Below are 14,642 nucleotides of genomic sequence, written 5' to 3'. Positions count from 1 at the left end.
GTTACAATTTGTAAAAATACTGTAAAGGATAGGTAAAATGCGGGTTGCGATCGCAGGTGCGGGACTGGCTGGAATGACCACAGCAGTCGATTTAGTGGAAGCCGGCCACGAAGTAGAAATTTTTGAATCCCGCCCCTTTGTCGGCGGCAAAGTCGGCAGTTGGGTAGATCCAGACGGCAATCACGTTGAAATGGGTTTGCACGTCTTCTTCGGCTGCTATTATAACTTATTTGCCCTGATGAAAAAAGTGGGGGCTTTTGACGATTTGCTCCTCAAAGAACACGTCCACACTTTTATCAATCGAGGCGGCGAAACTGGTTCTTTGGATTTTCGCTTTCCCGTGGGTGCTCCTTTGCACGGATTGAAGGCATTTTTTACTACATCCCAGCTATCCGTACAAGACAAAATTCAAAATGCGATCGCCCTGGGAACTAGCCCGATCGTCCGGGGTTTGATAGACTTTGAAGGAGCGATGAAAACTATCCGCGATTTGGATAAAATTAGCTTTGCTGACTGGTTCCGCAGCCAAGGTGGCAACCAAAACTCGCTCAAAAGAATGTGGAATCCGATCGCCTACGCACTGGGTTTTATCGACACTGAAAATATTTCTGCCCGGTGTATGTTGACAATCTTTCAATTCTTTGCATCGAAAACCGAAGCCTCTGTCATGCGGATGCTGGCTGGTTCTCCCAACGAATATTTGCACAAGCCAATTGTGGAATATTTGGAAAAGAAAGGAGCAAAAATTTACACGCGGCGCAGAGTCCGAGAAATTCAGTTTGAAGAAGGCGAAGAAACCCGCGTAACAGGCTTGGTAGTAGCCAACGGCGAAACAGAAGAAAATATTACCGCAGACGCTTACGTTTTCGCCTGCGACGTGCCAGGAATTCAGAAAATATTGCCCCCAGCTTGGCGCAAATGGTCAGAATTTGACAACATTTATAAGTTAGATGCGGTGCCAGTTGCTACAGTACAATTGCGGTTCGACGGTTGGGTAACGGAACTGGAAGACGAAGCCAAGCGCAAACAGTTGAGCCACGCTGTAGGAATCGATAATTTGCTGTATTCAGCAGATGCAGACTTTTCCTGTTTTGCAGACCTAGCGCTGGCAAGTCCCAAGGATTATTATAAAGAAGGACAAGGTTCGCTGCTCCAGTTGGTGCTGACACCGGGAGATCCGTTTATCAAACAAAGCAATGAGGCGATCGCCCAACACGTACTCAAACAAGTTCAGGATTTATTTCCCTCAGCGCGGGAATTAAACATGACTTGGTACAGTGTAGTGAAGCTAGCTCAATCTTTGTATCGCGAAGCACCGGGAATGGATGTTTTCCGCCCTGCTCAAAAAACTCCGATCGCCAATTTCTTTCTAGCAGGAAGTTACACTCAGCAAGACTACATTGATAGTATGGAAGGAGCGACACTTTCCGGCCATCAAGCGGCTAAGGCAATTCTCGAAGCTTACAGTCATTAGTCATTAGTTCTCTCTCGTTTTCTCTCGTTCCCAGGCTATGCCTGGGAATCCCTATCAGGAGGCTCCGCCTCCAGTATTCGAGAGGAAAAGTGAGGCGGAGCCTCTGGATCTGCGTTACCAGGCAGAGCCTGGTAACAAGAAAAAAAGAAACAATTCTTCAATCTAAAATCTAAAATCTAAAATCTAAAATCCCATGACTGATTGGTTAGAACACAGTGTCCAAGTAGAAGTGGCAATTCCCATCGAATTAGCGTGGCAACTCTGGTCAGATTTAGAGCAAATGCCACGCTGGATGAAGTGGATAGAATCTGTTCATGTTCTTGAAGAAGATCCAGAATTGTCTCGCTGGAAACTCGCAACAGGCGGGTTAGAATTTAGCTGGCTTTCTCGGATTCTCAAATTAGTGCCGAATCAGATAATTCAGTGGGAATCGGTAGACGGCTTACCAAATCGAGGTGCCGTAAGATTTTACGATCGCAAAGACAGCAGTATCGTCAAGCTGACAGTGGCTTACGGAATTCCCGGCTGGCTGGGAAAATTGATGGATAACCTATTTCTGGGCCGCGTGGTTGAATCGACAATTCAGGCTGACTTGGAAAGGTTTAAAGAGTATGCTCTGAAAGTGAAAGCCACATCTTAAATTCTGAGGACTTTAGTCCTTTGGTTTTTAATTGTAACGCGAGAGTCGATCGCGCTTGGGCGTCAGTATCATAGAGATGTGCTGCTGATTCCTTCTCGGTTTAGTTATGAGTTATTGCCTAAACCCCGCCTGTCAAAACCCGCAAAATGCCGATCGTACCCAATTCTGCCTGAATTGCGGCTCCAAACTGTTGCTCAGAGAGCGTTACCGCGCCATCAAACCCCTTGGGCGCGGCGGTTTTGGCCGCACTTTTTTAGCAATAGACCAAGACAAACCCTCAAAACCGCGCTGTGCAATTAAACAGTTTTTCCCGCTATCCCAAGGTACCAGCAGCAGCGAAAAAGCAGCAGAATTATTCAACCGAGAAGCGGTGCGGCTGGACGAGTTGGGGAAACACCCGCAAATTCCCGAACTGCTGGCGCACTTTCAGCAGGAACGCTATCAGTATTTGGTACAGGAATTTATAGAAGGTCAGAATTTACAGGAAGAGTTGGCGCGGACTGGGCCTTTCAGCGAAAGTAAGATTCTCAGTCTGCTGAAGGATTTATTGCCAGTATTGCAGTTCGTGCACGATCGCAGTGTAATTCACCGAGATATTAAACCCCCCAATATTATCCGCCGCCGCCTTTCTCAAACTCCCACCATTTATACTTACCCCACCTTAACTGGGGAGTTAGTTTTAGTTGATTTTGGCGCTGCAAAACTTGTGGAGGGTTTGAGAGAAACCGGTACAGTCATCGGTTCTCCCGAATTTGTGGCGCCGGAACAAATTAGAGGTCAAGCGGTTTATGCCAGCGATTTGTACAGTTTGGGAGTAACTTGCATTTATTTGCTGACTCAAATATCTCCTTTTGATTTGTTCGATATCAATCAAGATGCTTGGGTTTGGCGAGACTTTTTGAAGGTTCCAATTGATCCGAAATTAAGTCGCATCCTCGACAAAATGATCGAATCGAGTCTCAGCCGCCGCTACAAATCTGTAGCTGAGGTATTGAAAGATTTGCAGCCGCAGCAGTCGGCGGGGGCGGGCACGGGGGCGGGCACGGGGGCGGGCACGGGGGCGGGCACGGGGACGGGCACGGGGGCGGGCACGGGGACGGGCACGGGGGCGGGCACGGGGGCACCGCCCCTACCAGCGCCTAAAATTTCCGTGCCGCAGAGGACGCCTGTGGTGCAGAATGCAGTGCCGCCAACGGTTGCAGGCACCATTTTACCTGTGCCGCCGATGCAGCGGGTTGTACCGGCACGCGCGCCTACTTGGAGGTGTGTTCATACTCTGGTAGGGCATTCTAATGCTGTTACGTCGGTAGCTTTCAGTCCTGATGGCGCGACTTTAGCTAGCGGCAGTGAGGACAAGACGATTGAGATGTGGAAGTTGGAGACTGGTAGGCGGTGGTACACTCTCACGGGTCATTCTGATTGGGTGACTTGTGTGGCGTTTAGTCCTGATGGCGCGACTTTGGCTAGTGGCGGCCGGGACAAAATGATTCATATTTGGGATTTGAATAAGGGTAAGTGGTGGTACGCTTTGGCTGGTCATTCTGACAGGGTTTCTGCTGTGGCGTTTAGTCGGGATGGTCAGGTTTTGGCTAGCGGCAGTCGGGACAAAACTGTGCAGTTGTGGAATTTGAATAAGGGAAGGCGGATGTCGGCTTTGACTGGTCACGCTGGCGGGGTGGAGGCGGTGGCTTTTAGTTCTGGCGGGGAGTTTTTGGCTAGTGGGAGTCGGGACAAGACTGTGCAGTTGTGGGATTGGCAAAATGGTCGATCGATTTGTACTCTGGCGGAGCACGGGGATTGGGTGCGGGCGATCGTTTTTGCTGCGAGTTCCCCCAACTCCCTGGCCGGTCAGACCCCCCCCAGCCCCCCCTTGGTAAGGGGGGGAGTAGGAGAGGGATTGATTTTGGGGACGGGGAGTCGGGATGGTACGGCGAAGCTGTGGCGGGTGGATGCACAGGGGCGAGGGACGCTGCTGCGGAGTATGAGGGACAATTCTGGGGATGTTTTGTGTGTGGCGTTGAGTCCCGATGGTCGGGTTTTGGCGACGGGGAGTCGGGATGGCACGATTTATTTGTGGGATGCGGGTACGGGGGGTTTGCTGGAAATTCTGACGGGCCACGGGGGGGAGGTTTTGTCGGTGGCGTTTAGTGCTGATGGGGGGAGTTTGGCTAGCGGTGCGGGCGATCGAACTGTGAAAATTTGGCGGGGGATTGGGCATTAGGGGCGATGTCAAGAGTGCCTGCTTAAAAAATTTCATATTTATGCTTGACAGGCGATCGAATGTTCTGCTACATTAGGAATTCGTGAGGACGCATAGCTCAGTTGGTTAGAGCACTACGTTGACATCGTAGGGGTCACTGGTTCGAGTCCAGTTGTGTCCATACCTAAAACCCGCCCAACAAGCGGGTTTTCTTGTTTCTACAACTGTACACTGACAAATTATTTGTCACTGATAACGCTTTATAATTAAATAAATGTTTTATGGCCCGCTTCTGTAAAATAAATTTCATACAGAAGACGTTGTAAACCCTGAAGATCCTTTCGATACACTCAGTAACACAAGTAAGGAAATAATTTGGTGTCCCCAGCTCAAGAAACTAACTCTGGTCGCTATTACGTTGGCAAAAGTGAACACATACTTAAGACTCCCTCTTGTCAAGAGCTAAACGGTCAAGTCAATCTAATTATGACATCTCCACCTTTTCCTCTTAATAGTAAAAAAAGCTATGGCAATATGTTAGGAGATGAATATCTTAAGTGGTTTACTGAGTTAGCACCAATCTTTGCTGAAATGCTGACAGACGATGGCTCTATTGTTATTGAACTTGGTAACAGTTGGGAACCAGGCCGTCCTGTTCAATCTTTACTACCTTTAAAATCTCTATTGAATTTTGTTTCTCATCCCGAATGTCAACTTCGTTTAATACAAGAGTTCGTCTGCTATAATCCATCCAGGCTTCCCTCCCCAGCTCACTGGGTTACAGTTAAGCGAATTAGAACTGTAGATAGTTATACTCGCCTTTGGTGGATTGCTAAAAGTGATTTCCCAAAAGCAAACAACTCTAAAGTTTTGCGTCCTTATAGTGAACGTATGAAATATCTCCTTTCCACAGGACGCTATAATTCAGGTAAAAGACCTTCTCAACATAAAATTGGTGAAACAAGTTTTCTAAGAGACTGCGGAGGCTCTATTGCTCATAACTTATTTGAACTAGAAAATATGGACGATAACAGACAAGTTCGCTTACCTCACTTACCAAATGGTTTTTCTTTTTCCAATAGTAACTCTAATGATTTCTTTTCACAAACTTGTAAAAAAAAAGGAATTACTCCTCATCCTGCTAGGATGCCAATGGGTCTAGCGGCTTTTTTTATTGAATTTCTAACAGACTCGGGAGATTTAGTCCTAGACCCTTTTGCGGGAAGTAATACTACTGGATATGCCGCAGCTCGACTAGATCGTAAATGGATAGCCATAGATGCTGAGGAAAAATATGTAGAACAGTCTAGAATTCGCTTTCAAGATCCTGCCCTTACCAACCAACATCAGTAATAACATCATGAGCATTAGCCAACAACTCACACAGACTAAAGTTTTTAAGCGCAAGTCAAATGGAGATTGGGATACGGGATTTTTTGTTGGTCGTCCCTTCCGACTTAGCTATAATAAAGCAGAAATTTTAGTAGCCGATGCTTGGAAGCAGAGAGCTAAAGGCATTCCTCAAGGTTGCTTCCTTCTGGCTTACTATGACAACGAACTTGACAACAAAAATAATGGCGAAGCAATTCTTCTTCGTGTTATTCAACCAAGTAAGCTACCAACTGACCAAAACGTTATTAGTAGTATGGTGGAATATTACAAGGATGATATTAAAACAGGAGAGAATAAACACTCCCAGCTAGATACTTTTACTCGTTACGAATTTTCTTTCAGTGGGCTAGAGTGTTCGGTTCTAGGATCTTTCTACGTTGATATAGATGGAATAACTCGCTTCGGTGCTGACTTAGAAAACTTCTATAGCGCCCATAATTACTCAGTAATTAAACCATCATCTGATATCTTAAAGGCGATTGTTAACTATAGAGAAAACGGCTCTCCTGGAGGATCTGGAGATATCAAAATTGGAAAAGTTCGCTACAGTTCCAGCCGTCGCTTTCAGCAAACTGAACAGGAAGTTCCTGTGTATGTCCAAGCGCCAGATTTTGCCGGAAAACGGACAGCTCTTTTTGGTATGACTCGAACAGGTAAATCCAACACGGTTAAGAAGATTATTCAGGCTTGTGTTGACATGAGCAACAACGCACCACTGAAGCTAGACGAAAGAAAAGAAACTCCAGAGGAAGTCCTTAATAATCTTACAGAGGATAATAATCCTAAGTATCCCATTGGGCAGATTATATTTGACATTAACGGTGAATATGCCAACCCAAACTTACAGGATCAGGGAACTGCAATTTTTGATTTATATCAAAACCAGACAGTTCGATACTCGACTGTACCAAAACCAGACTTTTTGGAAATGAAAGTAAATTTTTATCGGGAAATTGAAAATGGTTTTGGACTAATTAGAAGCTATCCTAGTGTTGCAAATAATAGCAGCAACTATATAAGAAGTTTTACATCCATAGATTTTACTCGACCAGAAGATTATGCTACTAATAGATCTGCTAAAGCACGGTACGATCGCCGAGTCGCAGTTTATCTGTGTTGCCTATATCGAGCCAATTTTAAAGCTCCATCTAATTTCCCTCCAGTCTGTTTTACGGCCAATCAGGATGTTCGTAATATTGTACAAGAAAATGTTGATCCCAATTCAGGGTTGAATTTGGATCAAGCTGCAAACTGGTGGGAAATGTTTTGGGATGTTTATGACGAAGATCCTGATCAAGTTTTCTCTAATTATAGACGACAAAAAGGGTACGAATGGGCCGACGAGGATTTAAAAGCTTTGCTAGTGATGCTCACTCGTAAAAGTAGATCGGGTGGAAATGCTAACGTTTCTGGGTTTCGTATTCTTAATCCGATTCGCGAGCAACATACCAGTACCGTTCAAAAACCGTTTGACCAGGATATTTTAAGTAATCTACGACAAGGAAAGATAGTCATTGTTGACCTTTCCCTCGGCAATCCTGAGATACAAGTAATGTTTAGCGAAAAAATTTGTCAATGTATTTTTGCTGATGCGATTAATCGTTTTACCAGCACTCATCCAAATAATTTCATCCAGTTTTACTTTGAAGAGGCTCACAATCTATTCCCTAAGAAAGATGATAAAGATTTATCGCAAATCTATAACAGGCTGGCAAAAGAAGGAGCAAAACTGAACCTCGGTTTAGTTTATGCTACTCAAGAAGTTAGCTCGATTAGTAGTAACATCCTTAAAGCGACTCAAAACTGGTTTATTTCTCATTTGAACAACGAGGATGAGATTAAAGAGCTAAGAAAGTATTATGACTTCAGTGACTTCACTGAAAGCCTAATTCGCTTCAGCCAAGACACCGACAAAGGTTTTGTGCGGATGAAAACCTACAGCAACCCCTTTGTTATTCCAGTCCAGATAGATCGCTTTCCCCCTGAAAATTAGCTTACTTTACGAGACTTTTTGAAAAATATGGGATATACCAGTAAAAACAATCGGCGACCTTTTGAGGGTGCGAGTAAGGCTTCGCATCATCACATCATTAACGACCCTGAAGTTCAAAGCACAATGGAGCGTATTTATAAGCCTCCAAAAGATGCTGGTATTTCATTAATAGATATGACTGTAGATTTTGCTCCTCCTCAAAATAACCCTGTAGAGGCGGTTATTGCTGTGGATGGCGGTTATACGGAGGTTATTCTGGATAAGGGATTTCCTTCACAAACAATGCACTTTCTACAGTTTGGCGCACTCTATTTTGAGATGGAGGATCTTGCCAAAATTGATGCTGCTGCTTTTATTGCTCCAGAAGATATGGCAAAGCTTAGAAATATTGAACGATTAAAACTAGCTCTGCCAACCAAGAATCTTTGCTTTAAGGATAAAAATACTCTCAAAGCCACTGTTCTTACGGCGATATTCGAGTTTTTCAGTAATAATAATTTAAGCGAAAAACATAGCTTAGTAGATACTCTGGCGTGGTTTATATTCCGTCGCTATAAACAAGGAAATAAAACCGAAAAGGATAAACGCTGGAATTTAGCAACTAACCCCTTAAGTCCAGTCGGGAATCAAGTTGTTTTGTCAGAGAGAGATATGGCAAATTATATGTTTAAATGTCCAGAAACCGGAGGAAAAATTCATTTAACTGATATTTTTAGGCTCCATGAAGTTATTGACGAGGAAACCGGAGCGGCGGGAATTTTGGGTTATTTACTGAATGTTATCGAACATATAATTATCATTCATCTAATCCGTCAGTTGCTACGTAGTCAACCAGAAATTCTCAAAAAAGTTCTTTTTATCAAAGATGGATCAACTGGATTTTTTGGGCAAACAGCTTTACTACATGACCCAATGAATGATTTGGTTAATTGGCTTCTAGATAAGCATAATATTCTATTAGCTGGTTTAGAGAAAAGTGGTGCTTTTGTGGATCATGCCCATGAAATCCAAGAGAAGCTAAAGCCGGGCCAGGCAGTCATTCTTAATGATGATTACATTTACCGCTACATCTTACCAGGTACAGGAGATCCTAACAATCCCTATGCTTATACGAGCAACTATGGACACAAGGTTATTTTTAAGGCTAGAGGAGGGCAGATGCACGTTGTTTCCATGCCTGTTCGTAAACTTAAGAAAACTCCAAACTCTACTGATTTGCCTAACTTACAGGTAATACTAGACAACGTAGAAGGTTTACGCTGTGATATGTATGATTCTGCTCTTTTCCCAGTGGCACTTGTTAATAAGTTAGTTAGCTTGTCCGCTCATCCTAGCCAGAGGATTCTTCAAAAATTTGCTAGTAAGAATGTTAATGGATAAAAATTTTATACTTGTCCTTGGACAGACAGGGGGTGGAAGATTGTGCGAGTTCAGGAGTACACTGCTGAGATTTCTCATATAACGGAGACTTTGATTCGATTTGTATTTCCGATCGCAATCGCAACTAATGTCGATCGCCCCCCTGCATCCCCAAATGATATGAAATCAGATCGATCGCCTACCAGCCCCTTCCGGGACACGGCTGTGATGCCGTGTCCTTACCCGTAACTTATCGGCGACAGCCTTCGGCGATCGCCCTTAACACCGCTAGCCGCACTTCTGGATGAAATTTCTCAAGCCCGTTAGCCCGAAAAATCCAGTGTCCGCCGCCCGCGTGCTCGATCGCAATTTTCTGACCGTCAGGCAAAACTATTTGCCACCAATTCAACACACTGGCTTTAATAAGGTGGCACTGAATTTCGTTCAGTTGAGCCTCCATTAATTTCAGTTGACGCATGATAGGATTTTGGGCAGATGACTTCATGATTTTTCTCATTAAATGAATTCGACTGTTTCTCGGCTTGGATTTCAGTTTGCCGATTTTTGAACTTAACTTCACCTTCCGAAGTTTTTGCCTTAACTTCCCTTTCCGAAGTTTTCGCCTTCACTTCCGTTTTACCACCTTTAGGCTCAACTTTCACTCCAAAACCTTTAGACTTAACTTTTCCTGGGGCAGAAGTTGCAGTCTGTTCCGTGGCAGGCTTCTTAAACTCCGCGTCTAATTGGTCTAAAATCTCCTCTTGTTCGGGAGTATGTTCCGCTGGCTGGTCTGAATTTCTGGGATTGTATTCGCCAACCAACCTTGCCAAAAATTCCGAAATTGACAGTCCGGCTGCGGCTGCTTTTTTCGTTAAAAGGGCGTAGGTGTCGGTTTTAATGCGAATTTGTTTGAGCCGGAGGTTGGGATTGTTGTCAACGGTTTCGGCAATAGTTACTGCGGTAATCCTTTCTTTGGGTATGACATCGACAACTTCTTGCCACTTTTCCTGTAAACGACAGTCGCCGTATTGGTCGGTAATTGCGTGTTTGAACAAAGGCACAACTTGAGCAACGCAGCTAGGCAAAATCTCAAATCCTGCTTTAATTAAGCGCAGGCAAATGCTCGCAGCTTTGATAATTTGTGTGCAGTAAAAATACTGCCTACCTAATGCTTGTTCGCAGTAACTTTTAAAAGTTTTGAACTTGTCTTTGTACAATCGCAGCTTTCGGATGGCGTCCAGCATGATTCCTTGACGCACGTAGTCTAGGAATCCCCTTTTAATTTCGCCTGTCAGGTAGTCTAAATCGTGAAAGGGAGATTGATTCTGGATTTCTTCTTCAAAGTCTAGCAGCGGGCCTGCAAAGTGAAAGTTGGAGGCGACATCGCCTAGGTAGAAGTTGTCAATGGATGTGGGCATGATCGGGAATGGTTCGAGAAATGGCACGATAGCACGGAAGTTGTGCGATCGCAAAGTTGAAGTTTTGGTCTGGATCTTTGATACAATTTTGAGTTGGGCACTCTTGTGAGGTCGATCGACCTTTTACATGGCACCACCTCCTCGGCGTTGAGAAAAAAGGGGCTTGAGGTATGCGCCCAACCCCCGAAAATACGCTTGGGTATGCAAGCACAATTGATAGACACGAAAAATCCGGCGGTTCTTCCAACCTGCATTTTGACGAAAGTAGGCTCGCCCGACCGTCTTCTGTCATGTCCGTCACTTACAACTTTAGTTGGAAAGCTCCTCTTTGTCAACTAAAGTTGTATAACTTTAGTTGAATGAATCAAGATATAGACTATCTCAAGCCAGAAACTATTCAAGAAGCTATCCAATTGGCTGAAGCTACTCAGGAACAACTAGCCCGAAACCTAGGAGTTTCTCTAAATACAGTGAACTCCTGGGTTAATTGTCGGAAAATGCCACGGGCGGATAATTTCTTCGCCCTATGCCGGGAGTTAAAGCTTTCGCCCAAAACCGTGGCTAGATTGCTACGCATCGATATCTCCAACATCCCTGACGATATCCCTTTGATAAGATCGCACTCGCCGAACGATAACTAACCCGCAGGGGTTCGGAAAAGTCTAGGGAAAGGGGCTTGAGTCATGCACCCAAGCCCGGAAAATACTAAGGGTATGCAGGCATAATGGGTAGAAACTACAAATAAGGCAGCTCGCTAAACCAAAGCGTTTCCACCGTCCGGCTAAAGGAGCCGCCTTTGTGTTGTCTCTATCTTTAACAAGGATACTTGTAAACAACTCGGTTGTCAACAAGTCTGCTTGTAAGTTTCCTATGATATGCCCCGAAAGAAACAAACTCAAGAGTCCAAAGATATACCAGCACTGCAAATCTTGCGGGAGGCTGTGGGTTTATCGCAAGCAGCTTTAGCAAAGCAAATTCCCGACAAAACGGGCGCAAAAACCCTAAGCCAACAAGCAATCAGTAACTGGGAGCGAGGACTAGACCAACCAGAACTCACCATTGCTCAAATGAAAGCTCTTTGCAAAGCTTTGGGAAAAACGCTTAACGATTTACCGAACGACTTAGGCCCACCAAATCCCGACTGACAACTAAAAAGTCAAAAAGCCCGATCGACCTTTCATCGATCAATCCGTAATTTTCGCTCTCATAGCTTTAATCTGCCCTCGCTTGGTTTTGCTGTCGAGACGCTTGCGCTGGGAACTACGAGTTGCTTTGCTGGGTTTGCGCGGTTTCGGTATGACGATCGCACTTTTAATGAGTTCTTGCAGCCGTCTCAAAGCCTCCTCCCGGTTTTGTTCCTGGCTGCGGTGTTCCTGAGCCTTGATGACCAAGGATCTGGGTGCAAGCCTCGCCCTTATAGGGCGACTTTAATTAAGACTTGTGAATAATCGAGTTAGCCCTTAGTCACGACACTATCATTAGGGCAGGAGGATAGAAAAAATGTTTAACTTAACTTACGAGTTCAAATTGAAACCAACCGCAGCACAAGTAGCCTTCTTTGAAGATTGGCTGGAACAGTGTCGCTGCGTCTATAACTACGCGCTAGCAGAGCGCAAGCATTGGTTTCAGTCTCGCAGTTGCCAAGTTAACGCTTGTTCTATCCGTTCTGAGTTCATCATTCGGGCCGAAACAAAGCGCCCAACTTATGCCAGTCAGTGCAAAAGCTTAACCGCAGCTAGGGCAAACATACCTGCTTTGTGTGCCGTCGCCGTACACGTTCTACAGCAAACCTTGAGAAGGCTTGAAAAAGCGTTCGTGAGTATGTGGGAGCAAAAGCACGGTTTCCCTCGTTTCAAAAAAGCGGGAGCAATGCGATCTTTTGTTTTTCCGCAACTGGGTGTCAATCCTGTCAACAACGGGGTACTAAAACTCCCTAAGATTGGGTTCGTTAAATTTCATCAATCGCGTCCTATCCCTGATGGCGCAAATATTAAGCAAGCGAGAATAGTTCGCAAGGCAAGTGGTTGGTACGTGATGCTAACCCTGCAATGGGATGTTTCCGTACCGTCAGTTATGCCACACGGTGAAGCGTTAGGCGTTGATGTTGGATTAACTAACTTCATAGCAACTTCCAATGGTCTTTTAGTTAAACGCCAAAAGTTTTTTGCTGATGCAGAGTGCAAGCTTAAATTGCTGCAAAAACGTGTCAGTAGGAAAAAGTTAGGCTCAAATAATTGGAAAAAAGCCCAGAAGAAAGTTGCCAAATTGCATGAGTACGTCGCTAACTGTAGAAAAGATTGGCACTGGAAATTGTCTCACCAACTCTGCAAAGACGTGGGGATGGTTTTTGTCGAGGACTTGAACCTGGTTGGTTTGTCTAAAGCTATGCTAGGAAAACATTGCTTGGATGCAAGCTGGGGACAGTTTTTTGCGATTTTAGAGCAAACCTGTTTTAAATACGGTGTGTATTTTCAAAAGGTAGATGCTCGTAAAACCAGCCAAATTTGTCCTAGTTGTGGTTTGGAGACAGGCAAGAAAGAACTGTCAGAGCGTATTCATTCATGTTCCAATTGTGGCTATACAACAGACCGAGATGTTGCAGCCGCACAAGTAGTTCTTATTCGAGGACTTGCAGCCGTAGGGCATACGGTCAAGATGCTTTCTTGCAAGTAAATTCGTCGGAATCCCTGCGAAGAAAGAATCCTCGTACCTGATAGTCGAGGAGTGTCAAAATCACACCTTCGGAGGTGATGCGCTGGTCGTTGATTTGCAACAAACGCTCCTTGTAGCGATCGGGCAATGAGGAAGCTGGGATATCAAAGCGCAAGTGAATCGCACTCGCGACCTTATTGACATTTTGCCCCCCCGCGCCTTGAGAGCGAATCGCACTAATCTCGATTTCGCGATCGTCTATGAACACTGTATTAGAAATTTGTAGCATGATTGAGCAGTGAGATTAAATATACCGGGAAAGCAGTGCATCTTTTATATATAACTTACTTTGGTAGATAAGTTATTTACTACAATTCTTAGCTATCAGGATGAATTCCATGAGTCTTTTTCTATCCCATAATTCTATGTCGTTAGATTCAGCAAGGTTGTAAGCATTTTTTGTAAATCTGTTGTTGGTGATTACTATGGCTTTATTTCCTTTGTAATATCTAACCGCTCCTGCTACTTCTTGAACTGCTTTAATACCAACTGGTCTTTTGGTTCTTTTTGCTTGAACCACCGTTCTTGAGCCATCTTTGTACAAAATTAGATCGGCTCCATAATCTTGACTATGTTTAGTTAAATTAACAATATAACCACAGTTAATAAAATGGAAAGCTAGAAATTTTTCAAACTCTTTGCCAGTCATTTCATCTACTTCCAGAATACCACTGTCTGATAAACATTTTCTTGGCTCTTCTTCTTTCCAGGTATCTACCCATTCCCAAATCATATTTACCGCAGCGAAAACGATAGCGGCTACTAATATAAAATCTAACATAAGATTATATTTAGTTTAAAGAAGTATTTACGAGCGTACCCGATTTACTCAGTATAGTTATCTACCCATATCACAAGCACATTGTGATCTTAATTACTGATTATCTAGGGAAACTCTGAATTTATGAGAATTGATAATAGGTGCAGGGATACAATCAATGATAACTGAAATTTTTGTCATCAATGGGTGATACAATAGCCAATTGGCTCAACTACACATCGACCTATGCCATCATCAGGAGTCCAATACTTAATTATCAATGCCCTGGAAACTCTCGACTTGCTGATCTGGAGAATATATGATGAAGAAAAAGGCTTTTGGTACATCGAAACCCCTAGTCGAGCGTTACCAAGGGCTGCTATACTACAAAGTGGCGAGATTGTTCGTATAGACGAGCTTGAAGACTATGACGAAACCGCATGATATTAGAAGAGAGCAAGACCGCAGATTAGGAGAATTAATGGCGATCGCACGTCAGCGATTCCTCGATGCAGGCGGCGATCCTCGACACCCGCCATCAGGTATAAAAGGCGATGATTACATGACAGACGCAGAAAGACAAGAAGCACTGACGATCGCCCGATCGCTCTTTAACGACGAATATATTAAAACCTATCTCCAAAACAAACGTCAAAACAATTTGCAACCCCAGAATAATTAGTAAGGTGCGCCG

Annotated in this window: 17 protein-coding genes and 1 tRNA gene; 13 read left to right on the top strand and 5 right to left on the bottom strand. The window is 44.3% G+C overall.

Annotation, left to right across the window (positions count from 1 at the left end; all coding sequences use genetic code 11):
* Positions 1–37: 37 nt before the first annotated feature.
* From zds to QUB12_RS13850, 8 genes are all read left to right on the top strand, one after another.
* Positions 38–1,474, top strand: coding sequence for a 9,9'-di-cis-zeta-carotene desaturase (gene zds / locus QUB12_RS13885; protein ID WP_333307163.1), 1,437 nt, complete (start codon positions 38–40; stop codon positions 1,472–1,474).
* Between the two features lie 193 nt (positions 1,475–1,667).
* Entirely contained in the window at positions 1,668–2,114 is a 447-nt protein-coding gene (locus QUB12_RS13880) for an SRPBCC family protein (RefSeq protein WP_015175311.1), read from the top strand.
* A gap of 106 nt (positions 2,115–2,220) precedes the next feature.
* The gene (locus QUB12_RS13875; RefSeq protein WP_333300712.1) at positions 2,221–4,335 is read left to right on the top strand and encodes a serine/threonine-protein kinase; all 2,115 of its coding nucleotides are present in this window, start codon (positions 2,221–2,223) and stop codon (positions 4,333–4,335) included.
* Between the two features lie 86 nt (positions 4,336–4,421).
* Positions 4,422–4,495 (top strand) — tRNA-Val (locus QUB12_RS13870).
* Between the two features lie 305 nt (positions 4,496–4,800).
* Complete coding sequence (locus QUB12_RS13865; protein WP_333300710.1) at positions 4,801–5,667, top strand: site-specific DNA-methyltransferase; 867 nt, start codon at positions 4,801–4,803, stop codon at positions 5,665–5,667.
* Positions 5,668–5,674: 7 nt separating this feature from the next.
* On the top strand, positions 5,675–7,699 hold the full coding sequence (locus QUB12_RS13860) for a helicase HerA domain-containing protein (RefSeq protein ID WP_333145090.1): 2,025 nt from the start codon (positions 5,675–5,677) through the stop codon (positions 7,697–7,699).
* Between the two features lie 18 nt (positions 7,700–7,717).
* Entirely contained in the window at positions 7,718–9,079 is a 1,362-nt protein-coding gene (locus QUB12_RS13855; RefSeq protein WP_333145089.1) for a hypothetical protein, read from the top strand.
* Positions 9,080–9,121: 42 nt separating this feature from the next.
* On the top strand, positions 9,122–9,307 hold the full coding sequence (locus QUB12_RS13850) for a hypothetical protein (RefSeq protein ID WP_333145088.1): 186 nt from the start codon (positions 9,122–9,124) through the stop codon (positions 9,305–9,307).
* 1 nt (position 9,308) lies between these two features.
* Here QUB12_RS13850 and QUB12_RS13845 read toward each other — a convergent pair whose 3' ends face one another.
* Positions 9,309–9,470, bottom strand: coding sequence for a hypothetical protein (locus tag QUB12_RS13845; protein ID WP_333055576.1), 162 nt, complete (start codon positions 9,468–9,470; stop codon positions 9,309–9,311).
* Positions 9,471–9,477: 7 nt separating this feature from the next.
* Positions 9,478–10,476 carry a hypothetical protein gene (locus QUB12_RS13840; protein WP_333145085.1) on the bottom strand — a complete coding sequence of 333 codons (999 nt, stop codon included), beginning with the start codon at positions 10,474–10,476 and terminating at the stop codon, positions 9,478–9,480.
* A 359-nt stretch (positions 10,477–10,835) separates the two neighbouring features.
* Here QUB12_RS13840 and QUB12_RS13835 point away from each other — a divergent pair, with 359 nt between their 5' ends.
* Both QUB12_RS13835 and QUB12_RS13830 read left to right on the top strand, forming a co-directional pair.
* Positions 10,836–11,117 carry a helix-turn-helix transcriptional regulator gene (locus QUB12_RS13835; protein ID WP_333145084.1) on the top strand — a complete coding sequence of 94 codons (282 nt, stop codon included), beginning with the start codon at positions 10,836–10,838 and terminating at the stop codon, positions 11,115–11,117.
* A gap of 234 nt (positions 11,118–11,351) precedes the next feature.
* The gene (locus QUB12_RS13830) at positions 11,352–11,621 is read left to right on the top strand and encodes a helix-turn-helix transcriptional regulator (protein WP_015176288.1); all 270 of its coding nucleotides are present in this window, start codon (positions 11,352–11,354) and stop codon (positions 11,619–11,621) included.
* 39 nt (positions 11,622–11,660) lie between these two features.
* Here QUB12_RS13830 and QUB12_RS13825 read toward each other — a convergent pair whose 3' ends face one another.
* On the bottom strand, positions 11,661–11,867 hold the full coding sequence (locus QUB12_RS13825) for a peptide chain release factor-like protein (protein WP_333145082.1): 207 nt from the start codon (positions 11,865–11,867) through the stop codon (positions 11,661–11,663).
* Between the two features lie 109 nt (positions 11,868–11,976).
* On the opposite strand from QUB12_RS13825, the gene QUB12_RS13820 reads away from it, so the two are divergent.
* The gene (locus QUB12_RS13820) at positions 11,977–13,149 is read left to right on the top strand and encodes an RNA-guided endonuclease InsQ/TnpB family protein (RefSeq protein WP_445252055.1); all 1,173 of its coding nucleotides are present in this window, start codon (positions 11,977–11,979) and stop codon (positions 13,147–13,149) included.
* Here QUB12_RS13820 and arfB read toward each other — a convergent pair.
* The gene (arfB, locus tag QUB12_RS13815; RefSeq protein WP_445252054.1) at positions 13,127–13,417 is read right to left on the bottom strand and encodes an alternative ribosome rescue aminoacyl-tRNA hydrolase ArfB; all 291 of its coding nucleotides are present in this window, start codon (positions 13,415–13,417) and stop codon (positions 13,127–13,129) included. The genes QUB12_RS13820 and arfB overlap by 23 nt on opposite strands.
* 72 nt (positions 13,418–13,489) lie before the next feature.
* Positions 13,490–13,969: a restriction endonuclease gene (locus QUB12_RS13810; RefSeq protein ID WP_333145081.1), complete on the bottom strand. Its 480-nt coding sequence runs from the start codon at positions 13,967–13,969 to the stop codon at positions 13,490–13,492.
* 225 nt (positions 13,970–14,194) lie between these two features.
* On the opposite strand from QUB12_RS13810, the gene QUB12_RS13805 reads away from it, so the two are divergent.
* A complete protein-coding gene (locus QUB12_RS13805; protein ID WP_333145080.1) occupies positions 14,195–14,392 on the top strand; it encodes a hypothetical protein in 198 nt (65 codons plus the stop codon).
* A complete protein-coding gene (locus QUB12_RS13800; RefSeq protein WP_333145079.1) occupies positions 14,376–14,630 on the top strand; it encodes a hypothetical protein in 255 nt (84 codons plus the stop codon). The genes QUB12_RS13805 and QUB12_RS13800 overlap by 17 nt, the downstream gene beginning before the upstream one ends.
* Positions 14,631–14,642: the final 12 nt, after the last annotated feature.

The organism is Microcoleus sp. B7-D4, assembly GCF_036705125.1.
In the GTDB taxonomy this organism is placed as follows: Bacteria; Cyanobacteriota; Cyanobacteriia; order Cyanobacteriales; family Microcoleaceae; genus Microcoleus.
This window is presented reverse-complemented; position numbering and strand designations above follow the sequence as displayed.